The organism is Paenibacillus massiliensis subsp. panacisoli DSM 21345 (assembly GCF_000426545.1).
Lineage (GTDB): Bacteria > Bacillota > Bacilli > Paenibacillales > Paenibacillaceae > Paenibacillus > Paenibacillus panacisoli.
Map to the genome: position 1 here is coordinate 250,857 of NZ_AUFO01000011.1, position 19,939 is coordinate 270,795.

The following is a 19,939-nucleotide window of genomic DNA, read 5'->3' on the forward strand; positions in this document are numbered from 1 at the left end:
AGGAACGGACATGAAGCAGGGGAGAAAATTGACGAAGAAGCAGAAAATCGCATTGCTCAAGGCGCGACCAGGCGTAACGCTGGACAACTGGCAGTCGGAGCGTGAAACACCTGAAGGGGTCGTGCTGCTGAATAAGCACTCTGGGAAGCGGTGGCTGTTGAACAAGGATTATGGGAAGTTACAGCCTTACGAGGTGCGCGCCTAATGCGGCCGTCATGCTGGACACGCTGGTCGGTCTACGAATACATGAAGCACCGCTTCGTCCGGACCGGACAGGTACCGGATCAGGACGAGCTGCAAGCCGAGTTCGCGGGGATTGACCAAGCTGAGCTCCGTGAGGGGATCGCTGAGTTTGGGACAATTGCTGACGGATGGCCGGGAGTGGAGGTGCAACGGGATGCAACAGCAACGAAAGTTGATTGATCCTTATCACCAGACGGATATGAGCTACGCTGTCCGCGGTGACGATGGCAGCAAGCTCGGTGAGGTGTTTGTCATTAGGTCGAGCATGATGCCGCCGAAGCAACGACGTAAGCAGCGCGCAAAGGGGAGGCGTAAGGCATGATTATCCAGTTTACGGTTTTCGGGAATCCAGTAGCGCAAGGACGGCCAAAATTCAGCACACAAGGCGGTTTCACGAGAGCGTATGACCCTGCAAAATCTAGGGACTACAAGGATTATGTAAGGTTAGCGGCTAGTGAACACGCACCAGCCGCACTGTTACTTGGGGAAGTAGGATTGCTGATCAATGTCTATCGCCCAATCCCTAAAAGCTTCAGCAAGAAAAAAGCAGCGCTGGCTGAAGCGGGGAAAATACGCCCCACAACCAAGCCGGATACTGACAACTACGTCAAAGGCATCAAGGATGCACTTAAAAGTGTGATTTGGAAAGACGACAGCCAGGTCGTGGACGAGTTTGGTCGCAAGTGGTACAGCGCCCGCCCACGCATCGAAATCAAAATCAAGGACTTATCACAATTATAAATTTCGAGGGGATGAACCAACATGGGGAAAGATTTTATTCAATTCATGGCTACAACAGACAAAAAGATTGTTTTCGGTGACAAGGATGTTGAATTCAAACTCACGATTCCTAGCAAAGTCGCTAGACAACATTTAGAGTTCTTGACCAGCAGTTTGAACAAAGAGATTCAAGTCCTGTTCGGTGATCCGCAGGCATCATTCGACTTTGGTGAACGGGAAGAGGAACAAGACGCCATGTATAAGAAGTGGCAACGCCACACGGTTACGACAGATGCTTCCGGGGTTGTAGAGAAAATTGAACGCGACGAGAACCAAGCGGAGCTCAAGATGGAAGGTGACGAAGCTGACGAGCTTGGTACTGAGGATAATCTAAACCCGGATGGAGAACAGACGGAAGGCGAGGGCGATCAGCAACAAGAGCAAACCGAACCGCCTGCAGGTGATGACAGTGAACATAGTAGTGATCCAAACGATCCATATGGCGATAACGACGGCGACGATCTGCCCGACTGGATGAAAGATGGCGGCGGCAGCCCCGACAATGCCGAGCTGGAATTCGTAGGCGATGACGAGACATCTGGCTCAGCTCAAGGTGACGGCGAAGAGCCACCTACTGGATCGGATGAAGTCCCTAACGACGATGAAGGGAGCGACAATGCCGATGGAGACGATGACCCTTCAGGAGCTGGCGAAATCGATAAAGAGGTCCTTGAGAAATACATTCTGGAGCACCGCCCAACTGTCCCTGAAATTACACTGGACATCCCTGCTGCTATTGAACGCAAACGCGGCGGTACTGAGACATGGCGCGAGATTGCAAGCAGCATGGGCATCAGTCAAGGCAAGCTGACAACGGCCGTGTCCAAGTACAAATCGGAAGTCAAGAAGCAACTGGCAGGTAGCGGGGTAGCATAAGCCCCTTTCATATAGCAACATCCCCGGCCAGCTTGGCCGGGGTGATCAACTACAGGCATTTGGCAGAACGTATGATCTTAAATTGACGAGAGAGGACGATGATCATGGGCAAGAGTTTGAAGGATAAGATCGCAATGGAGTTGGAGGAGCTGCTGCCACGCCTGCAACGAATTAGCACTACGATTGCGACAGCCGAGGAAGAATGGGGCGTCCACTACGATCGTCAAGAGCCTGAAGAGCAGTATCTCCGCAATATGTTCTATCGGGCTGGTGATCTGATGAATGACGCGGCGAGGCTGCTTGAACAGACATTCGATGAGGTTCGAGATCAAGGCTTTCTCCAGAAGCAGTCGAATGGCCGTTACGCACTTAATGGGACAGAACTTTTCAGCAACTCGCCAATCGAGTTTCTGCATGTTAACGATGGGGTTCGTTCCTGGGTGGCCACACGAATTGAGCACTTTGATGGAGACTATCGCTTGGTCGGTTATCGTGACATTCCGCTGGAGGGGCTGCACATTCGGATCAAGCGGGTCCGCTAAGGAAGGGGAAACATATGAGTCCATCACATGACAATGTGCAATACAAGACATCTGCTTTTCTCTTTGCTGGAGTCGGCGGAGCCACGGCTGGTGCGATGCGTAGCCAAGTTGAATACGGCGGCAAACTGTATAAATTCAAGGTTCTGTGTGCGATTGATTCTGATCCAGTGGCGTGCCGCAATCACGACCTGATCACAGGTGAGGATACATCGGTCTGCATGGATTTGTTCGAGCGTTGGCAATATGAAGCATGGCATGGCCACGAACCGCCGAAAGAGTGGCGGGAAGCCACGGCTTGGGACATCTGGCAAGCATTCAAGGAGCAGGTTCCATTCTTCCTATTCCTTTCGCCGCCATGTAAGGGGCTGAGCGGATTGCTGCCGGCAGATAAGGCCAAGAGCGACAAATACCAGGCACTCAACTACCTGACGGTGCATGGACTGGAGCTGACGTTGCGAGCGTGTCTGGAATACGGCGGCAGCGTCCCAGCCATCATCCAGCTCGAAAACGTCCCACGTATCACCAGCCGCGGCAAGGATCTGCTGGCCAAGATTGAGAAGCTGCTGGAGAAGTATGGTTACGCGGTAAGCATCCGGGCGGATCACAATCTCGGGGAGATAGGTGGCCTTGGACAAAACCGTGTTCGGTTCCTGATCTTGGCCAGACACGAGGTGCAGATCCCGAACGTGATTTATTACCCGGATAAGAAGCCGCTTCGTACTATCGGAGACGTGCTGGCCGAGATACCAGAGCCAGGCGACACGGAAGCAGGTGGTCCATTACACCGTTTGCCTAAATTACAGTGGAAGACTTGGATGCGGTTGGCTTTGATACCTGCAGGTGGAGACTGGCGAGATCTGAACAAGGTCGAATGGGAAAGTCTCCGCGTTGTTCATGAGCCACGCCGCGGTGCTTACGAGGTAGCCGACTGGGACAAGCCAAGCAGAGCAGTCACCAGCACAGCAGGACCAGGACGTAGCAACGGCGTGACGGCGGTGTCCGACCCGCGTCTGCAGATCAACGGCGAGGGAAAGACAAATCTATTCCGCGTGCAAGCTTCTGAGGAGCCTGCATCTTGCGTGACAGGAGCTGCTGGGCCGAATCAGGGAGCTGGTTGCATCTCTGATCCGAATCTAAAGGAAAGGGACGGACGGCATCCGGGAGTGTACCGAATTGTTCGCGCTGATGAGCCAGCTCCGTGCATCACTGGTACTCGTTTTGGATCCGGGGCAATTGCAGTTGCAGATCCAATGTTCGGCAAGGAGACCCCAAAGTTCAATCATGCTTATAAGGTCACTGAGTGGGGAGAAACAGGTGGGACTGTTGCAAGCGGCAGCGGGCCTTCCAATGGCGGGCATATCGTAGCTGACCCCCGTGTTAACACTAAGCTCCATCCTGATAGCTACGGGGTCCAAGACTGGAATGCTACAGCCAAGACAGTTCGCTCTGCCAATCGCATCATGCAGGCGGCTGGGAGCGTGTCCGATCCACGGGTTCCAGATAGACCAGGACGATACACTGACCAGTACCGCATGCAGTCAATAGACGGACCTGCAGCAACGGTCACAGGCTCAGCGGATGTACAGAACGGTGCTCAGCTTATCGCTGATCCTCATGTTCACGGAAAGTACCACGACGGAGCATATAGAGTAAGTCCTTGGGAAAATACATCCCCTACGGTGACCACTGGCGGTGTATCCGCAGGTCAGGGCAAAGTCATTGCCGATCCACGAATTAATAGCGCGCCACGCGCCGACACGATGGGGGTCCAAGGTTGGGCTGACACATCCAAGACGGTTACGGGCAGCATGGATGTTCACGCTGGAGCTGCCGCTGTTGCAGATCCTCGTATCCCAGCAGATAACGAGCAAGGCGTATGGGTGATTAAAGCACTGGATGGAACATGGCACAGACCACTTACCACGTATGAGTTGGCCATGCTGCAGAGCTTCCCGACCCACCTTCCTGACGGACGACCGTTTCAACTCGAAGGGTGCAGCGACGCTAAGGCGAGGGAATACATCGGAAACGCAGTTCCACCAGATGCCGAAGAGGATATGGGCAATACATTCTTGCTTGCTGCAGCCGAGGCAGAGGCAGGCATTGCGTTTGCTCTCAGTTGGAATCCGGTATGGGTAGCCCCGGTGGATGAGGAACAGCCAGTATTAATTCATTAAGGAAGTGAGCCAGTGAGGAAGCACGTGCAACGGAAGACAGCAACGCGAAAGATCGCGAATAACTGTATCTACTGCGACAAGTGCATATGCAAAGGTGATGTCTACTACCACGAAAAAATATATGACCTTGACGAGGACGGGAAGCTCTGGACGTGGACCATGAACGTCTGCCCGAGATGCAGGTATGAGCATGAGGACAGAGCTCGGCGAAAGGTAGGGCTGCAAGAGCACTGCAATCATCCGAGTAAAATGATTGAAACGAAATACAGCTATATCCCTGGCGAAGCAGTAATGCAGCCAGATCATGATTTATGTACCGTGTGCGGCAAGATCAGTCCATAAGAGTTAGGGGGGAGACAGCAATGAAGGTACCACGCATACTGCATTACCCAGGCAGCAAGTGGAGCATGGCAAACTGGATCATCAGCCATATGCCGCAGCACATGACGTATCTGGAGTCGTTTTTCGGCTCCGGTGCGGTATTGTTCAGCAAGCCACGAAGCCAGATCGAGACGGTTAACGATTTGGACGGCGAAATAGTCAATCTGTTCCGCGTAATCCGGGAGCGTCCGGACGAGCTGGCAAATGCGATTCGATGGACGCCACACTCAAGGCAGGAATATTACGAGAGTTACCATCCCGCTGATGATGACCTTGAACGAGCTCGCCGCTTGGTAGTACGTCTCTGGCAGGGCAGAGGGGGCAAGACAGCGCACCGGACAGGCTGGCGTAGCATGATTGAGCCGAATGGTCCTTTACCCGGCAAAGAGTGGCTTTCATTCCCGGATAAGGTGTACGCGGTTGCCGAACGGTTGCAAGGCGTACAAATCGAATGCCAGGCTGCGGCTGAATTACTCCTGAGGTACCGAAGACCGGATGTGCTAGTCTACGCTGATCCACCTTATGTGCAGAGCACGCGGACTACCACTAGTTACCGCTACGAGATGACCGATCAAGACCATTGCGAGTTATTGAACATCCTAGACGACCATCCTGGACCAGTGCTGCTCAGTGGTTATGCTCACCCTTTGTACGATGATCGGCTGCAGCACTGGAACCGGGAGACTCGTCGTGCGAAAGCGGAGGGCGGGGCTTCTCGTGAGGAAGTCCTTTGGATCAATCCTGTCGCCGCCGGACAGGTCGGACAGATGGCGTTGTTCTAGTAAAAGGGATCTGGCTAATTAGCTCCAACGAGTTTAGTTTTAGTGAATTTAGCAGCCGCGCTCCCCAAATTGCTGACTAGGTGTGTATCAATTCCGGTTTTCCAATTTTTCGCTACACCACTCCAATTACTTTGAAAGTTATCAAAAATCACTTTTGCAGCAATTGCGTCTGGGTCGCTGATTGCAAGACCAGCATTGATTCTTTCAAGTACAGTCTTTCCTGAGTAGAGTTTATACATTTGAAAGCTCCTCCTTTCAATTATCTTACTCGCTATTATACCAAACTGATTACTCAATCTTTGTGAGGGTAGGCGAGCGCAGAGGGCGATGTGCAGACCTCATTTTCGACAAAAAGCCCTGTCAAGAACTTTTTTTTTGAAAGGGAGAGAATTTTGCGGTTGCATTACACAACATCTGAACGGCATTTGTCAAGTCTGTTACAAAAATATGAATTAGGGAGTGGAGATGTATGATCGACAATCTGGGGATTATTCGTCAGATCGGGGAGATGACGGACCAAGCGAAGAACTACGGCGAACTGCAGGAGGTTTTGAACACCATGGCCCATGCCATTGGCGGTATGGTGTGTCATTTTGAACAGCCAGACCGGACGCAAGTCTTAATCGGTATGACGGAGGCTATGGGAACGGGCTTGATGTTCACATCGAAGGCAATGGGCGAGAAATGCGACCTTGAAATGGTCGTAGGAAAGGGAGATGAAGCTAAATGATTAAGCAACCATTAACTGAATGGAAAACCGAAGCTATTGCGAGATTTGGCAGCGATCCTTCTAAATGGGCGTTCATTTGCCCTAAGTGTGGCAATGTGCAGACCGCGGCTGACTTTGGTGATATAGAAGACGGAGCGAATAAGGTCTATCAAGCATGTGTTGGTAGGCATGTCGAAAATAAAGGATGCGACTGGGCTGCATATGGTTTTCTCGGCACTCTGGGAAAAGGTCGTATCGTACTTGCAGACGATCGAGAGGTAGAAGTGTTTGATTTTGCTGAGGCAGGGGGTACACGTCATGAGTGAAAAATTAGCAAATTACATTAATAGCATTTATTCGGGTGCCAGTCATTCCGCTCAAAAGGATTTGAAAAATATAGAAATGAAGGATCAATTCCGGGAGAATGATGCTCAAAGTTGGATGGAGATAGCGAGAGTGTTGAAAAATCTGCCAACTCACGAACTTGCAATGATGATCGAAGCGCAAACGACGGAAGTGAGTTTTACTGATGAAGAACTAACCGAAATATGGAGGGCATTAGGCAAGAACGAACGAAACATCGAGCGCATGATTACATCAGAAAAAGTAAGCGAAAAAGATCGAGAAGTTGCAAAGCAATGGAAACAGCACAACGAAAGTGCCCAATGTAAAATTCGAAATCATTTTTAAGCAGAGGAGGGGTATGTATGAAGGCCGTAACAGTTTGGCAGCCTTGGGCGACGCTCCTAGCTGTCGGTGAAAAGACGAACGAGACCAAGCCCCGCCGCACGCATCACCGTGGGCCACTAGCTATTCACGCAGCAAAGCATATTGACCGGGCAGCGTGTGAAGTACCAGAGATCAAAGCGGCATTGGCGCGGCACGGTTACACCGTGGACAACCTGCCGACTGGCGCTGTGGTGGCCATATGCGATTTAAAAGAGTGCTGGAGTATCAGCAGGTTGTCTGGTTGGGGTGAATTCGTTACACCGCCCGTCCAACTTACTGCAGACAACAATCCCCGGACGATTACCTGGTCGGGAAAGGTGGAGAACAACAAGGAGTACCTTTTCGGCAATTATGATGACGGTCGCTTCGCCTGGGAGATGGCAGAAGTCCTTCAGCTCACGGAGCCGATCCCGGCGAAGGGGCAGCAAGGAATGTGGAATTGGGAGAAGGGTGATGAGGTATGAACGACCCAAGGCAGATGACAGACCAACAACTCAATATAGCTATCGAAGTGCTGCTGGGTGCAGAAGAGGACAGGCATAGACCGGGTTTGGTGCTCAAGGGTGGATATTCTTCATACCCTAAGCGCTATAGCAATGATCCTGCGTTCTCTCTGGAGCTACAGGCAGCAGCATTAGCGGCGGATGCAAGCTTATACTGCACTAACCTAGCGAAGCTACTTGAATGGGATAGCGATTCCGATCCGTTGGACTACGACAATGACCTATTCTCATATTCGGGAGTGGCCGTATTCTTACAAGCAACGAACAGACAACGTGCGGAGGCAGTGTATGTGACCTTATTACATCTCAAGGAGGCTGAAAAGTCATGAGTACAGTAGCAAAGTCAGATCAGCCACTCAGTCGCCGGCAGCAGGAGGTATATGACTTCATAAAAACCTACATCGAAGACAACGGGTATTCGCCAAGCATTCGGGATATCTCTTCCCATTTCATGATGGGGAGCGTATCGACCGCCTTCGGGATCGTAGAACGATTGATCTTAAAAGGTTACCTTACCAACACACGAAGCGGTCCACGTACACTCAGACTGACGGATAAAGGTGGACCCACTGGCACTGTCAGCAAGGCAGGGATCATCAGATGGTTGCAGCAGCAAATGACAAATGACTCGAGTCACAACAAGATTTTGAGTGAGCTGCAGGTGAGCATCGAGTCCGGGGTGATACGATGACGGATTATAGAGAAGTGAAAACAGCGGTGTGGGATAAGGAGAGACTTGAACGGCACCTGAAGGACATTGGGGCCGAGCACCCGCCAGCTCCACCGAACAAAGGGCATACATCGGTCACAGCTCCTAAGCAAGTCAATGGGAGCGGCAAATATGTTCGAAGGGGAGGTGAGTGGTAGTCTTGGAAAAGGATTATAGAAGGTTGCTGCTGGACTATGATTATCCCGCAGAACTAGTAGAAGGCTGGAGCATTGAGGAATGTAAAGCTGAGTGGGAAGAGTTCTGCAGCGAAGTCATTCCAGGCTAAAAAATATCCCCCGCGAGCTTGGCGGCCAGGCGGGGGATGGTTGTTGGTAACTCATTCCTCTTGACATTATAGCACAAAGGGGAATGAGGGATTGTGGCGATGATATGGGGACAAGGGGAGCTCTTTGCAGAAGCAAGCGAGCAAGAAATCAAACAGACAGAATTCTACCTTAAAAAATTCAGGGACATGACCCTCTTTATGAAAGACTTCGAGAATTACCGTGCCGAAATGGCACAAGTAGCTGTAGACGGTGAAGCAGCTCGCCGCATCGATCAGGACGATCCGCATGCCGACAAGACAGCTAATGCCGTTATACTCACTGAAAAGCAAATATGGGTGTATGGTCAGTATAAGAAGATCTCGGCAATGCTTATGCAAGCATATAGATTGATTCTGGATGAAGAGGTAAAGGAAGTAGTGGCCCTGCGTTTCATTCAGGGACTTACCCGTAAGGAGACAATCATGTTTCTTCGTCGCGGGGAAGCTGCCAGCACGGTAGATCGGAGAATTACTGAGGGAGTCAGGTGCATAGCGAATTCCCTCAAGCTCACCGGGTTCTTTGATGAAATTATGAAGAGATTCTGACGACAGAGTGAGTAAAACGCGGGGGATTTCGGGGAATTATGACGACCACTTGACGATTTTTACGTGTTATTATGGCAATGTGGAAATCAGGCGAGAATGAAACGCACAGCCGCACGAAGCGGCACATGACTGGGGCGTTCCTCTTCTCGCCTTTCTTCATTTGCTAAAACTGCTACCGAATGTATTCATTCGCTCAGGGAAAGTTTCTAATGCATGGAACAGACCCTTGAACCAGAAGACACTGAAAATAATAACTAATACAACTAGAATGACACTTACTTCTTTTTTTGATAGGTTAAAAATATGACCATCTCCCTTCAATTCCAGAATAACCCTTTTTGTGGAGAATATCAAAAGAGTGAGCAAATGCGAGATTTATAGGCTTGGAGTTAAGGGAATGGCTTATTATTGGTGGTGTATCTTTTGACTCGATTTTGGCAACATCAGTAAAATGGTCTTGTTCTTCCTCTCTTGTTACTAAGTACAATGCCCTTAGTAAAGAGCGCAGCGATTTTACTGCGGACGTTACGGACGCAATTCTTTTAAAGGCGTTATAGTAGCAGCAGATAGTGGCATCTTTTATGCCAGAAACGTAATTTATTTAGCCAAAATCGTACATATATCAGCCAAAGTCGTTCCTTCATGGATCGGCTTTTTTTGGCATTCAAAGGAGCGATAACATGGAACAACCACTGCTGGAGAAATACGAATGTATCAAGGAAGAGTGCAACGGTTCATTCCTCGCCAACATACAAAAATCAAAAGGTGCGGATCTGATCTGCCCATTCTGTGATTCGGCAGCTGAAGCTGTGGCAAATGAAAATCCAGAAGCTGAGCGCGGATTGGTCCAAGGGTGTTTATATCCATGGTGAAACGAATAATCAATTGGTTCGTCCGGATAACAGCTTCGCGATCTGAACCAGCCCGAAATAGGAGTGAACGCCGTGGCAAGAAGACGTAAACGGAAGCCGCCGCCTGAACCGAAGCAGCCAGAGAAGTGCAAAGGCTGTGTATGGGGACGATGGGAAGGAAGGCAATTCTGTTCTCGACCAAAATGTACAAAAGAGGTAAAATATCCCTGACACGTTATACAGTGGTGTTAGGGGAGGTGTGAGGATGTCGAATAATACTGCAGAAAAAGACTTTCTTATTCAATACCAGCGAGAATTACAATCGATAATGAATGAAATCAAGAGTAGAAGCAAGAAAAAAATTGAAGAGGTTGACAAAAAGCTAATCGAATTAAGATTCAAAATAACGATCACTAGATTAGCGTTATTTCAATCAAATCATGAGAAAAATAAAATTTCTGTTGAGCTTGAAAGTCAGTTGAATGAAGAGAAAGAGGAAGAAGATCGGCTTGCGAAAGATAAGCAAGCGCTTGAAGACGAACCCCCATCTAAGGAATATCTTGAGGCTTACTATCTTCATCAAGCAGTCGGGGTGCGGTTAAATCAAATTAATTAGGTTCCATTTAGCACCCATCGTGGTGCTTTTTCATTTGCTGTGATATGACGTAATACGAGCCATCCTGAGCGGTCTTCTCGCTTAGCGTCCGATTACAAGAATGAACATAGAGAACGGCTGAGAGCAGCAACTGAGTGAGCGTGGACACGCATCTGAGCCATGCCCACAGGTGAAACCAACTCAACTCAAATGGACACGTCAAAAAAAAGATGAGCCGTAGCTCATCTAATAGTGTTAACAGTCTTCGAAGCAGTGTCCACCACAATTGCAACAACAACACCTGTGATCAATCCGGCTATAAGCCATGGCATATTCATCTGTTAGTCTTATTTCAAAGTCCCGAAAAATGGTTTGAAGATAATAATAGACAGGCTCCTAACTTAATGATGGGTTCTCCTGCGAGAATTCTTGAATCAGCGTTCAGAGAACTTCATGGGAAACGTTCATTTTATGACCTCCTTGTAAAGGATCTTAATAGACAGGGTCTTTTAGGAATTGATAGCCTTCATGTAACGATGTCAGGCGATGGAGCGTTAGCAAAACGGACCACTGAATTGGGTGATTTGTTTGTGGCGTATATAACATCACCATTTTGAGTTCAAATGTGATTAACCGTCAATTGCGCGAATTTATTAAAATTAAAAAGGAGGACGCTGTAACGTCCCCCTGATCACCCAGGGTATCCCCCGGCTGAGATAGCGGCCCGCCGTGCACGGCATTATCGACAACATCCGCTATCTCGCATCCAATAATACATGGAAGCCGAGGGGAACAACAATGGGAACATCTGAGAATGACAACTTGTTACTGCAACATGAGCTCGCGGTTATCGAAGGGATACAAGAAAGTAAAGAGCAATACCGTAAGATCGTTAAGGCTGGTATCGCTCAGTGGGTTAAGGATCTACAGGCTGGGAACATACAAATGCAGACTGTCGCCGATCTGGAACGGCTCATCGAATTGGACATTAAGTTGCAACGGGATGAACTTTAGGTGGTCACGGTTCTATCTTTATCTCGATCTTCAATCCCCTTTCGTTTTCCTTCGGGGAGAGTAGAGAATAGCGACGAGATTCGTTTCTTGCGAGAGATACGTTCTTCAATGATAAAGTTTATTAGTTCAAATAACTGTAGGGCAACTTCCTGATTGTCGCGTAGATCAAGCTCACCAGGGTGCACAGACTCATTTCCAACTACGCGAACTATATCTAATGCCTGTTGAATTTCTTCGGGTAGACCTTTGCTGACGAGAGAACCAATGTCTTTGTTGATATCCTTGCCCGATTCCCCAAGTTCAATCATTAGCTTCTGTAATGCTAAACGAAGGAGTGCGGCAGCACCTCTTGGGGATCGGCTAACTATACTTCTTGCTTCACTGTAGTCACTAATTATAGTTTCTGGCATGTCAGTGTGAGGCATCGGGGCACTTATTGCCATTGGAACTATTAACACTTCGTTGTTCCAGAGGGAGAACTGAGTGCAGTGAGAACAACGTGAAACATTAAACTCCTCCAGGAAACTAAAAGATCTAAATACATCATGAGCAACTTTGCCCCAGGTTTGCTTAGCGAAAACATTGCAGTATGGACAATGAAACGACTCTTGACCAAATACCGGAGGATAGTACTTACTTTCCATACTTCTCTTCCTTTCTCTAATTATGTACAGTAACTATTTCTACAATAAGTTTTGAATACCTTCTGATGGGGGTGGGTGATATGTAATGGCCAGAGAGCGCAGTCCCGAGCGGGACAAGGCAAAACTGATGTGGCTGGAGAGCGGCGGGACGATGAAGCTAAAAGACATCGCTGCCGCTCTTTCTGTTGGTGAAACTCAGGTCCGTAAATGGAAGTCACAGGACAAGTGGGCCGATGATCTGAATAGTAACGTTACCAATGAATCCAATAGTAACGTTACCAAACGTGGAGCGCCCAAAGGGAACAAGAATGCTATTGGCAATAAGGGCGGCGCTCCGCCCGGGAATAAGAATGCGGAAGGTAACAGCGGCGGCCCGGGTGGGCCGTATCGCAACAAGAAGGCCGTCACGACCGGAGAGTACGAAACGATCTGGCTGGACGCCCTCGAAGATGACGAACAAGAACTGATTGAACAGATTGATACGGACCCTATGGTTCAAACGGATCAATCAATCCAGATGTACGGACTGCGTGAGCGGCGTATGCTGCTGCGGATCAAGCGATTGACTGACGGCCTTACTGAGCAGGAGCGGCGTGTCTTGTACGAGCTGAAAGCCATCAAGGAAGCCATGACCGTTCACGATGAGAAGACCGGCATCACCAAGACAGTGCCTATCACTCGCACGGAGCTGGTAGAATCGCAAGTCGAGGAAAAGACATTCCGGGTGATCGATGACATCATATCCCTTGAAGAAGCACTGACCCGAGTCCAGGACAAGAAGCTCAAGGCAATTGAGCTGAAGGCTCGTCTGCAGGATGAAGAGAAGCGGGTACGAATCAAGATGCTGAAGCATGAACTGATGATCAAACAGGGTGGTTCTGAACCAGATAAGATCGAGGATGACGGCTTTATCGAAGCGTTAAGGAGACGAGCTGCGGAGGTGTGGGCTAAAGATGGCAACTCTCAAGCTTAAACCCTCCACGTTCAAGTGGAAGCCGTTCTCCGACAAGCAAATACAAGTCCTGACTTGGTGGATGCCAGAGTTCCCTCACCATGATATGGATGCGATCATTTGTGACGGATCAGTTCGTGCTGGTAAGACGGTGGCTATGTCATTTAGTTACATCGTTTGGGCAACGGAGACGTTTCGTGGTGAGCAGTTCGGTATGGCAGGCAAGACGATCGGGGCGCTACGGCGTAACGTTGTGGGTCCGCTCAAGCGAATGCTGGCTAGTAGAGGCTACCAGGTACACGACAATAAAACAGATAATGTCTTGACGATTTCCCGAGGACTGATAAGCAATCAGTTTTTCCTCTTTGGTGGTAAAGATGAGCGTTCGCAAGATTTGATACAAGGTATCACACTGGCAGGTATGTTTTTTGATGAAGTCGCGCTTATGCCCAAGTCCTTCGTAGACCAAGCAACGGCTCGTTGCTCCATCGAATCTGCAAAGCTTTGGTTTAACTGCAACCCAGCCGGACCGTATCATTGGTTCAAGTTGGAGTGGTTGGACAAATTGGTGGAACAGCGTGCCGTACATCTCCACTTCACAATGGAAGATAACTTATCACTATCTGAGAAAGTGCGGGAAAGGTATCGCCGTAGATTTGTTGGGATATTTTATCAGCGCTACATTCTTGGCCTATGGGTTATGGCCGAAGGTGTTATCTATAACCTATTCGAGCGAGACAAGCACGAATTGAAGCCTTCGGATATGCCTGCGGAATACAACAAATTTTATGTGGGTGTCGATTACGGGCACACCAACGCGACGGTGTTCCTGCTACTGGGCGAAAAGGATGGCCAACTGTATATCGTGAAGGAATACTATCATTCCGATCCGGAGGAGTCCCGTGCACCTTCCGATTACGCAAGTGATTTTGTTAAATTTATAGCTGGTGTAGATGTGAAGAAAATATTCATCGATCCATCGGCAAAAGGGTTTATCACCGAATTGAAGAAGTTGGGTGTGCGTCGCATCGAAGAAGCTGACAACAGTGTGCTGCCTGGTATCGAATCTGTGTCCGTAGCTTTAAAAGAGCTACGGCTTTTTGTGTCTGCAAAATGCAAGGAAACCCTGAAAGAATTCCAGAGTTATATATGGGACGAAAAAGCCGCCCAGCGCGGCGAAGATAAGCCTATCAAGAAACATGACCATGCAATGGATGCGCTGCGTTATGTGGTATATGCCATCTTTGGCAAACCGCGCCGTTCCATGCTTATTACGTAAGTGGGGAGGTGAACATCTTTGGCAAATACAGGAATGGTTGGAGCGCAGCAACCGCAGGCAAAAGCAAAATCGGCGGTCATCCTACCGTATCAATATTCCGGCATGGGCGGCACGCGAACCAAGCCTTCTTTGCTGCCGTTTTCTGTGCTGCGGCAGATGGCGCGTGTGCCTGCTATCGCCGCAATTATCAATACACGGCTTAACCAGGTGGCACGCTTTGCACGGCGCCCCCGATACGAGGGAGATCTTGGCTTTCGGATCGGCTTCAAAAACCCGAAGCAGTCTATGAGCCGCGCAGCACAAGCGCGAGCCTTTGAGTTGGAGGAATTCTTCCTTCGGACGGGGAGCTGGGGAAACCTAGAGCGTAAAGACAACTTCAATCAGTTCTTGCGTAAGATCACACGCGATAGTCTGACACTAGACGCAATCGCTTGGGAAAATGTATTTACACGCGGTGGTCAGATTACGGATATGTTTGCGGTTGATGCGGCCACTATTGAATTGCTGCCTACCTCTCCTATTTCAGAGATTTATCAGCCAACATCGTACCAGTCAGTGACCAACGGAGCTGCTGCGCAAATCGCCTACATACAACGTGTGGACGGGCGTATAACCGCAGAGTATTCCCGGCAGGAGCTGGCCTATTTGATCCGTAATCCTCGGACAGACATTGCCTATGCTGATTTCGGATTTTCTGAGCTGGAGACGCTTGTCGAGATCGTGACAGGCATTGTCAACGGAGTCAAGTACAACACGTCGTATTTCTCTTTCAATTCGTTGCCTCAGGGTGTACTAGAAGTCATCGGTAAGTATGAAGAAGAGGACATCGAGGCATTCAGCCGACACTGGAAGACGCTGACCGAAGGCGCTCAAGGAAAGTGGACAGTTCCGGTCATGGCAATGGAAGAAGGGAACGGGTTTAAGTTCACGCCGTTCAAGTCTTCCAACCAGGACATGCAATTCAATGAATTTCTTGAATTCTTGTTCAACCTGGCCTGTGCTGTCTATCAGATCGATCCGAACGAGGTTGGATTTAAGAGCTGGACCAGCGGAAAGAGCATGAGCCAGTCTGATAACACCGCCGAGAAAATGGACGGGAGTAAGGATAAGGGCTTCGTGCCGTTAATGCATTTTCTTTCCGATGGGTTCAACGCAAATATTCTTGATCTGATCGCCCCGGAATTCGCTCTTTACTGGTCTGGGCTGGACGAGGAAGAAGAAGAGCGGAAGGCGCAACGCTTGAAGGATGACATGGAGATGGGGCTAACTACAGTTGCTGAGGTGCGGAAGCAGCGGGGGCAGGAAGTGCCGCCAGAAGCAACGTGGATGAATGCGCCAGCCAATTCCGTGCTGATTCAGGCGTACATAGCTGAACAGCAGCCGCAAGCTCAAGAAGAACCTCAGCCGCTTGAAAAAACGGATGACGATAACGAAGACCTGGCGAGCAAGACGGAGGATAAGCCTTTGAAAAAATCTCTAGAGATTGATATTTCTTGGGAGGGATACTGATGTCGAAGCTGCAGATCAGATTGCCTCCCGAGGTTAGATCATTCCCGCTGGCCGATCGCCGTCAGATCATTGAAACAATAACTAAGGCGCTAGACATAAAGCCAGAACGTCCCCAGGGTGGGCGCAGCATGTGGGATTCCTCCGATGATCCGCTAATCGCGGCCCTTGAGGATGGCTTCTACAGCGAGTTGGACAACAAGGGACAACGCATGCTGGCGTCGGTCATAGTCTTGTTAGGGTTGCCTGTCGATGATCTGCAAAAGGGGCCTGGGGACAAGCGCCGCATTAGTGATATGGTCAAGGAGATGCGATCTAAAGGAACAACTAAAACCTTAAAATATGGGAGCGACGCCCCCCTGGACTTGATCCGTAAAGTGGACCAGAATATCCGTGCTAATTACGAAGGCATTGACAAAGTAGCTGAGAAATTCATGGTTCAAGCAGGATTGGTAGGCAGGGTACTTGATCAGGATCTGCTTCAAGTGGCGTCCATGTTACAGCAGCTTCCAACATCATTAAAAGCAGCCGAAAAAGAACCTTATCCGCTGCTGGACAATGAAATCCCGTCTTTGACTTCACAAGAATTGCGGGGCATTGAACAGTCAGTCGCCCATGCCGCTGAAAAGGTCAGCCAAATTTCGGATAACCATCGTGCTGGGGCAAAGGAACTGATTATTCAAGCTCAAAAGGAGCGCTGGGGAGCCAACAAACTATCCCAGGCTTTTTTTGATTCATATGGAGATCAGAACAGGGACTGGCGCCGGGTTGCCATTACCGAGCTGGCTATGGCGGCAAACGACGCTTATCTGGCAGCGTTGGAACCAGGTGACGAGATACAGGTAGCTACGGTTCCTGGTGCTTGTCCGCATTGTCAGAAACTGCTTGAAGAAAAAACCTTTATCGTATCTGACGGGCCTATGGACGATGGCTATAAATACATCTGGCCAGGCAAGTCCAATATCGGGCGCAAGGTTACCGAGTGGTGGCCCTGCTGCCCGTTGCATCCGCACTGCCGCCATCGGTGGATACGCATTAAGCGAGCGAACTAAACAGAATCAGACTGAGGACGGCACTCATCGAGGGTGCTTTTTTTTATGGGGAGGGGGGTGATTTTCAGATGAAACCGACAGTAGGACGTACGGTGCATTACTTCAGTTACGGCACTCCTGGTGGAGAATATGCAAGCGAAGCACGCGCAGCCGTAATTACAGGAGTTGTTAATGATACTACCGTGCATCTATGTGTGCTCAATCCCACAGGTATGTTCTTCAACCAGAACGTCAAGCAGGGTCAGCAGGGCGGACAGTGGGATTGGCCGCCACGGGTATAAGGAAGGAGTGAACGGGGTTGGAAGAAATTCAGGACACATTTCGCTTGTTCGTCCCACTGGAAAAGTCCGTAGAGGTGGATGCAGCTGGTGACTACATCGTTCAAGGCGTCATCTCAAGCGATGATACAGACGAGCAAGACGACAGCATTTCCCCAGAAGGGATGGACACATCCTACTTTCTTGATAAAGGTTGGATCAAGTGGGAGCACGGAAATGCTCCGAATCAATTTATCGGGGAGCCGGTTGAAGTCAAAATTGGGCAATTTGAACACCCGACGTTACACAAATCGGTTAATGGCGTCTTTGTCAAAGGACGTCTTTTTGCTAATCGTGACCTTGCCATGCAAGCAGTGGTGGCGATCGAAGACTTACAAAAATCGCAGAGCAGTCGCTCGGTCGGTTGGAGCATCGAGGGCGGCGTTGTCGAACGTGACCGCCAAACAGGGAAAATCATTAAGTCGGTTCTGCGGAACGTGGTACTCACTATGAACCCGGTCAACACCATGACCTATGCGGAACTGGTCAAATCATTTACTAAGGGAGATGGATTAACTATGGCAGACAATCAACAGCAACAACCACAAGGCACGCATGACATTAGCGCACAGTTGGGTGGATTAGAAAAATCGCTTACACTGCTCATCAAAAAGCAAGGCGAAGATTCGGCAATTATCAAATCGCTTGAGACAAAGCTGGACACTCTCAGTGCAGAGAATGTGGAGCTGCGCAAGTCCTTGAATCAACCTCAGCAACGTCAGAGCGTCTTGGGTCAACGAGACCTTACCACGATTACACGTCCAGAAGGCGGCAAGGAAATGACCAGACAAGAAGTGCTAGGCGTTCTGGAAAAGTCCTTCGAGGCAGGCGAGTTGTCCGGCACTGAGGTTATTCGCTTTGAAACAGGTACTCCGCTGGATCGCTTGGCACTGCCAGCTACCGTCAAGACACGATTGGGGCTTTAAGAGAGGGGGACTAAAGCATGGATTTCACGAATTTACCAGATGGCTTCGGCCAAATGACGCAGCAAGACCTTGAAGCATTGGTCAAAGCAATGGGGACAGGTGGACCAGGAGCAGCTTACGCACCAGGAGTATACGGCGACATGTCAGCGATTCAACCGCAATCGCTTGAGACGACTCTCCGTGTCGTGACGGCCAAAGAAGAACACCTCAGTCTCTGGAAAAACATCGGTAAGAAGGGTGCAGGCGGCACGACAGAAGAATTCAACGTGCTTGATTCCTATGGCAGCGATGGGGATCCATTCATCGTTGAGGGCGGTCGTCCAATTGAACGTGATAGTAACTATATCCGTCAGGCCGGGTTAGTCAAATTTATGGGTGTGACCCGTGGGGTAACTCTTCCAGCACAACTGGTTAATACCGTCGGAGTGGGAGACGCCGTAGCTGCAGAGACACGAAACGGTACTATGTGGTTGCTTCAACAACTCAACAAAAATCTATACTTTGGGGACAGCAGCAAGAATCCTCTTGCCATTGATGGCGTTTTGGCGCAGGTGAAGAAATTTGTAATCGGAAAGCCATATGCCACTCAGCATATCATTGATATGCGTGGTAATCCGCTAAGCGAGGAAATCTTAGAAGATGCAGCTACCATTATCAGTGATAACCTCGGTAGCGCCTTGTTGCAATTGTATCTGACCAATCAGGTCCACAAAGACTTCTCCAAGCTGTTTGTCGGCCCTGCAGGCCGGCAGCGGATCGTTGATATTGGCAGCAACGTTCGGATGGGCCAGCCTGTACGCGGATATGCTGCAAATGCTGCTAATATCGACTTCGTTGCTGATCGCTTCCTTAAGTCAGAGGGGGCACCGAAACAAGTTAGTCAGAAAGATTCCCCTGCTGCGCCTGCAACGGCTGCGGCAGAAGTGAAGGAAGACTCTACATCCAAACTCGAAGCAGGAACTTATTTCTACTTCATCAGCTCTAAGGGCGTATCGGGCGAATCTGCTCCTGTTTCTACTGGGGCTGTTGCCGTGGCAGCGGGCCAGAAAGTGGAGATCACAATACCTCGTGTCCTTCACGGAGATCCTAAGCTGGAAGCCAAGAGTTATAAAGTGTACCGCGGCTACTACTCCGATCCGCAACGTGCAGAGTTCATGACTGAATTCACAGATGCGGGAGCTGGTACAAATCAGGTATTGGTTGATAACGGCGAGGATATCCCAGGCACGGAGTATTGCTTCTTGATCGATAATGACCCTGACGATGTGTTGGCCTTCAAAAAGTTGGCTGATCTCATGCGCGTTCCGCTCGGTTTGGTTGATACGACCAGCAAGTTCATGATCTTGCTGTTTGGTATGTTGCAGGTCTACAATCCACGACGCATTGTGGTATTCAAAAATGTCGGGAAGTTGGGCGTGAACAGCAACCGCGAACTGTACGATCCAAGTTACGGAGCCGAGAGCTACGGCACCATCCGTCCAGTACACGCAAATTAGTAAAG

The 19,939-nt window shown here is 49.5% G+C and carries 30 protein-coding genes; 28 read left to right on the forward strand and 2 right to left on the reverse strand.

Going from position 1 to position 19,939, the window contains the following annotated elements:
* The first annotated feature begins 10 nt into the window (after positions 1–10).
* The 9 genes from K331_RS0110865 to K331_RS0110905 all read left to right on the forward strand — a co-directional run bounded on the left by K331_RS0110865 (position 11) and on the right by K331_RS0110905 (position 5,781).
* A complete protein-coding gene (locus K331_RS0110865) occupies positions 11–205 on the forward strand; it encodes a DUF6906 family protein (RefSeq protein ID WP_028590329.1) in 195 nt (64 codons plus the stop codon).
* On the forward strand, positions 205–423 hold the full coding sequence (locus K331_RS29310; protein WP_036634650.1) for a hypothetical protein: 219 nt from the start codon (positions 205–207) through the stop codon (positions 421–423). Before K331_RS0110865 ends, K331_RS29310 begins: the two co-directional genes overlap by 1 nt.
* A complete protein-coding gene (locus K331_RS31870) occupies positions 398–565 on the forward strand; it encodes a hypothetical protein (RefSeq protein WP_156897641.1) in 168 nt (55 codons plus the stop codon). The genes K331_RS29310 and K331_RS31870 overlap by 26 nt, the downstream gene beginning before the upstream one ends.
* On the forward strand, positions 565–984 hold the full coding sequence (locus K331_RS0110880) for a RusA family crossover junction endodeoxyribonuclease (RefSeq protein WP_028590330.1): 420 nt from the start codon (positions 565–567) through the stop codon (positions 982–984). Before K331_RS31870 ends, K331_RS0110880 begins: the two co-directional genes overlap by 1 nt.
* 21 nt (positions 985–1,005) lie before the next feature.
* A complete protein-coding gene (locus K331_RS0110885; protein WP_028590331.1) occupies positions 1,006–1,899 on the forward strand; it encodes an ICP22 family protein in 894 nt (297 codons plus the stop codon).
* Positions 1,900–2,003: 104 nt separating this feature from the next.
* On the forward strand, positions 2,004–2,441 hold the full coding sequence (locus K331_RS0110890) for a DUF5348 domain-containing protein (RefSeq protein WP_028590332.1): 438 nt from the start codon (positions 2,004–2,006) through the stop codon (positions 2,439–2,441).
* 14 nt (positions 2,442–2,455) lie between these two features.
* On the forward strand, positions 2,456–4,618 hold the full coding sequence (locus K331_RS29315) for a DNA cytosine methyltransferase (RefSeq protein WP_036634652.1): 2,163 nt from the start codon (positions 2,456–2,458) through the stop codon (positions 4,616–4,618).
* 12 nt (positions 4,619–4,630) lie between these two features.
* Complete coding sequence (locus K331_RS0110900) at positions 4,631–4,960, forward strand: hypothetical protein (protein WP_051289779.1); 330 nt, start codon at positions 4,631–4,633, stop codon at positions 4,958–4,960.
* Positions 4,961–4,980: 20 nt separating this feature from the next.
* Positions 4,981–5,781, forward strand: a complete 801-nt coding sequence (locus K331_RS0110905; protein WP_028590334.1) for a DNA adenine methylase — start codon at positions 4,981–4,983, stop codon at positions 5,779–5,781.
* Between the two features lie 14 nt (positions 5,782–5,795).
* Here K331_RS0110905 and K331_RS0110910 read toward each other — a convergent pair whose 3' ends face one another.
* Positions 5,796–6,020, reverse strand: a complete 225-nt coding sequence (locus K331_RS0110910; RefSeq protein WP_028590335.1) for a hypothetical protein — start codon at positions 6,018–6,020, stop codon at positions 5,796–5,798.
* A gap of 230 nt (positions 6,021–6,250) precedes the next feature.
* Here K331_RS0110910 and K331_RS0110915 point away from each other — a divergent pair, with 230 nt between their 5' ends.
* The 12 genes from K331_RS0110915 (at position 6,251) to K331_RS0110970 (ending at position 11,762) form a co-directional block, all read left to right on the forward strand.
* Positions 6,251–6,511 (forward strand): hypothetical protein, encoded by a 261-nt coding sequence (locus tag K331_RS0110915; RefSeq protein ID WP_028590336.1) that lies wholly within the window; start codon positions 6,251–6,253, stop codon positions 6,509–6,511.
* Positions 6,508–6,816 carry a VVA0879 family protein gene (locus K331_RS0110920; RefSeq protein WP_028590337.1) on the forward strand — a complete coding sequence of 103 codons (309 nt, stop codon included), beginning with the start codon at positions 6,508–6,510 and terminating at the stop codon, positions 6,814–6,816. Before K331_RS0110915 ends, K331_RS0110920 begins: the two co-directional genes overlap by 4 nt.
* The gene (locus K331_RS0110925) at positions 6,809–7,180 is read left to right on the forward strand and encodes a hypothetical protein (protein ID WP_028590338.1); all 372 of its coding nucleotides are present in this window, start codon (positions 6,809–6,811) and stop codon (positions 7,178–7,180) included. Before K331_RS0110920 ends, K331_RS0110925 begins: the two co-directional genes overlap by 8 nt.
* Positions 7,181–7,197: 17 nt before the next feature.
* Complete coding sequence (locus tag K331_RS0110930; RefSeq protein WP_028590339.1) at positions 7,198–7,683, forward strand: ASCH domain-containing protein; 486 nt, start codon at positions 7,198–7,200, stop codon at positions 7,681–7,683.
* Entirely contained in the window at positions 7,680–8,051 is a 372-nt protein-coding gene (locus K331_RS0110935) for a hypothetical protein (RefSeq protein ID WP_028590340.1), read from the forward strand. The genes K331_RS0110930 and K331_RS0110935 overlap by 4 nt, the downstream gene beginning before the upstream one ends.
* A complete protein-coding gene (locus K331_RS29320) occupies positions 8,048–8,413 on the forward strand; it encodes a LexA family protein (RefSeq protein WP_028590341.1) in 366 nt (121 codons plus the stop codon). Before K331_RS0110935 ends, K331_RS29320 begins: the two co-directional genes overlap by 4 nt.
* Positions 8,410–8,589, forward strand: coding sequence for a hypothetical protein (locus tag K331_RS0110945; RefSeq protein ID WP_028590342.1), 180 nt, complete (start codon positions 8,410–8,412; stop codon positions 8,587–8,589). The genes K331_RS29320 and K331_RS0110945 overlap by 4 nt, the downstream gene beginning before the upstream one ends.
* A gap of 2 nt (positions 8,590–8,591) precedes the next feature.
* A complete protein-coding gene (locus tag K331_RS32950) occupies positions 8,592–8,717 on the forward strand; it encodes a hypothetical protein (RefSeq protein ID WP_264177750.1) in 126 nt (41 codons plus the stop codon).
* A gap of 99 nt (positions 8,718–8,816) precedes the next feature.
* Positions 8,817–9,302 (forward strand): hypothetical protein, encoded by a 486-nt coding sequence (locus tag K331_RS0110955; RefSeq protein ID WP_036634654.1) that lies wholly within the window; start codon positions 8,817–8,819, stop codon positions 9,300–9,302.
* 680 nt (positions 9,303–9,982) lie between these two features.
* On the forward strand, positions 9,983–10,174 hold the full coding sequence (locus K331_RS0110960) for a hypothetical protein (RefSeq protein WP_028590344.1): 192 nt from the start codon (positions 9,983–9,985) through the stop codon (positions 10,172–10,174).
* Positions 10,175–10,418: 244 nt separating this feature from the next.
* Positions 10,419–10,769 carry a hypothetical protein gene (locus tag K331_RS0110965; protein ID WP_028590345.1) on the forward strand — a complete coding sequence of 117 codons (351 nt, stop codon included), beginning with the start codon at positions 10,419–10,421 and terminating at the stop codon, positions 10,767–10,769.
* Positions 10,770–11,546: 777 nt separating this feature from the next.
* The gene (locus K331_RS0110970) at positions 11,547–11,762 is read left to right on the forward strand and encodes a hypothetical protein (protein WP_028590346.1); all 216 of its coding nucleotides are present in this window, start codon (positions 11,547–11,549) and stop codon (positions 11,760–11,762) included.
* Here K331_RS0110970 and K331_RS0110975 read toward each other — a convergent pair.
* Positions 11,759–12,406, reverse strand: coding sequence for a DUF4145 domain-containing protein (locus K331_RS0110975; RefSeq protein WP_028590347.1), 648 nt, complete (start codon positions 12,404–12,406; stop codon positions 11,759–11,761). The two genes, K331_RS0110970 and K331_RS0110975, sit on opposite strands and share 4 nt — an antisense overlap.
* 85 nt (positions 12,407–12,491) lie before the next feature.
* Between K331_RS0110975 and terS the strand changes: the two genes are divergently transcribed.
* From terS to K331_RS0111010, 7 genes are all read left to right on the forward strand, one after another.
* The gene (gene terS / locus K331_RS29325; RefSeq protein ID WP_084165449.1) at positions 12,492–13,379 is read left to right on the forward strand and encodes a phage terminase small subunit; all 888 of its coding nucleotides are present in this window, start codon (positions 12,492–12,494) and stop codon (positions 13,377–13,379) included.
* Positions 13,360–14,637, forward strand: coding sequence for a PBSX family phage terminase large subunit (locus K331_RS29330; protein WP_036634662.1), 1,278 nt, complete (start codon positions 13,360–13,362; stop codon positions 14,635–14,637). Before terS ends, K331_RS29330 begins: the two co-directional genes overlap by 20 nt.
* Before the next feature lie 18 nt (positions 14,638–14,655).
* Positions 14,656–16,146: a phage portal protein gene (locus K331_RS0110990; RefSeq protein ID WP_028590348.1), complete on the forward strand. Its 1,491-nt coding sequence runs from the start codon at positions 14,656–14,658 to the stop codon at positions 16,144–16,146.
* The gene (locus K331_RS0110995; RefSeq protein ID WP_156897642.1) at positions 16,131–17,195 is read left to right on the forward strand and encodes a hypothetical protein; all 1,065 of its coding nucleotides are present in this window, start codon (positions 16,131–16,133) and stop codon (positions 17,193–17,195) included. Before K331_RS0110990 ends, K331_RS0110995 begins: the two co-directional genes overlap by 16 nt.
* A gap of 68 nt (positions 17,196–17,263) precedes the next feature.
* Positions 17,264–17,476: a hypothetical protein gene (locus K331_RS29335; RefSeq protein WP_036634665.1), complete on the forward strand. Its 213-nt coding sequence runs from the start codon at positions 17,264–17,266 to the stop codon at positions 17,474–17,476.
* Between the two features lie 17 nt (positions 17,477–17,493).
* Positions 17,494–18,438 (forward strand): hypothetical protein, encoded by a 945-nt coding sequence (locus K331_RS0111005; RefSeq protein WP_028590350.1) that lies wholly within the window; start codon positions 17,494–17,496, stop codon positions 18,436–18,438.
* 53 nt (positions 18,439–18,491) lie between these two features.
* On the forward strand, positions 18,492–19,934 hold the full coding sequence (locus K331_RS0111010) for a hypothetical protein (protein ID WP_156897643.1): 1,443 nt from the start codon (positions 18,492–18,494) through the stop codon (positions 19,932–19,934).
* Positions 19,935–19,939 lie beyond the last annotated feature (5 nt).

Coding starts and splice junctions, on each gene's coding strand:
- K331_RS0110890 (WP_028590332.1), top strand. CDS start 2,004: ATGGGCAAGAGTTTGAAGGATAAGATCGCAATGGAGTTGGAGGAGCTG.
- K331_RS29330 (WP_036634662.1), top strand. CDS start 13,360: ATGGCAACTCTCAAGCTTAAACCCTCCACGTTCAAGTGGAAGCCGTTC.
- K331_RS0110935 (WP_028590340.1), top strand. CDS start 7,680: ATGAACGACCCAAGGCAGATGACAGACCAACAACTCAATATAGCTATC.
- K331_RS0110975 (WP_028590347.1), bottom strand. CDS start 12,406: ATGGAAAGTAAGTACTATCCTCCGGTATTTGGTCAAGAGTCGTTTCAT.
- terS (WP_084165449.1), top strand. CDS start 12,492: ATGGCCAGAGAGCGCAGTCCCGAGCGGGACAAGGCAAAACTGATGTGG.
- K331_RS0110905 (WP_028590334.1), top strand. CDS start 4,981: ATGAAGGTACCACGCATACTGCATTACCCAGGCAGCAAGTGGAGCATG.
- K331_RS29335 (WP_036634665.1), top strand. CDS start 17,264: ATGAAACCGACAGTAGGACGTACGGTGCATTACTTCAGTTACGGCACT.
- K331_RS0110925 (WP_028590338.1), top strand. CDS start 6,809: ATGAGTGAAAAATTAGCAAATTACATTAATAGCATTTATTCGGGTGCC.
- K331_RS0110945 (WP_028590342.1), top strand. CDS start 8,410: ATGACGGATTATAGAGAAGTGAAAACAGCGGTGTGGGATAAGGAGAGA.
- K331_RS0110885 (WP_028590331.1), top strand. CDS start 1,006: ATGGGGAAAGATTTTATTCAATTCATGGCTACAACAGACAAAAAGATT.
- K331_RS29320 (WP_028590341.1), top strand. CDS start 8,048: ATGAGTACAGTAGCAAAGTCAGATCAGCCACTCAGTCGCCGGCAGCAG.
- K331_RS0110970 (WP_028590346.1), top strand. CDS start 11,547: ATGGGAACATCTGAGAATGACAACTTGTTACTGCAACATGAGCTCGCG.
- K331_RS0110930 (WP_028590339.1), top strand. CDS start 7,198: ATGAAGGCCGTAACAGTTTGGCAGCCTTGGGCGACGCTCCTAGCTGTC.
- K331_RS29310 (WP_036634650.1), top strand. CDS start 205: ATGCGGCCGTCATGCTGGACACGCTGGTCGGTCTACGAATACATGAAG.
- K331_RS29315 (WP_036634652.1), top strand. CDS start 2,456: ATGAGTCCATCACATGACAATGTGCAATACAAGACATCTGCTTTTCTC.
- K331_RS0110960 (WP_028590344.1), top strand. CDS start 9,983: ATGGAACAACCACTGCTGGAGAAATACGAATGTATCAAGGAAGAGTGC.
- K331_RS0111010 (WP_156897643.1), top strand. CDS start 18,492: ATGACGCAGCAAGACCTTGAAGCATTGGTCAAAGCAATGGGGACAGGT.
- K331_RS31870 (WP_156897641.1), top strand. CDS start 398: ATGCAACAGCAACGAAAGTTGATTGATCCTTATCACCAGACGGATATG.
- K331_RS0110955 (WP_036634654.1), top strand. CDS start 8,817: ATGATATGGGGACAAGGGGAGCTCTTTGCAGAAGCAAGCGAGCAAGAA.
- K331_RS0110910 (WP_028590335.1), bottom strand. CDS start 6,020: ATGTATAAACTCTACTCAGGAAAGACTGTACTTGAAAGAATCAATGCT.
- K331_RS0110865 (WP_028590329.1), top strand. CDS start 11: ATGAAGCAGGGGAGAAAATTGACGAAGAAGCAGAAAATCGCATTGCTC.
- K331_RS0110915 (WP_028590336.1), top strand. CDS start 6,251: ATGATCGACAATCTGGGGATTATTCGTCAGATCGGGGAGATGACGGAC.
- K331_RS0110920 (WP_028590337.1), top strand. CDS start 6,508: ATGATTAAGCAACCATTAACTGAATGGAAAACCGAAGCTATTGCGAGA.
- K331_RS0110965 (WP_028590345.1), top strand. CDS start 10,419: ATGTCGAATAATACTGCAGAAAAAGACTTTCTTATTCAATACCAGCGA.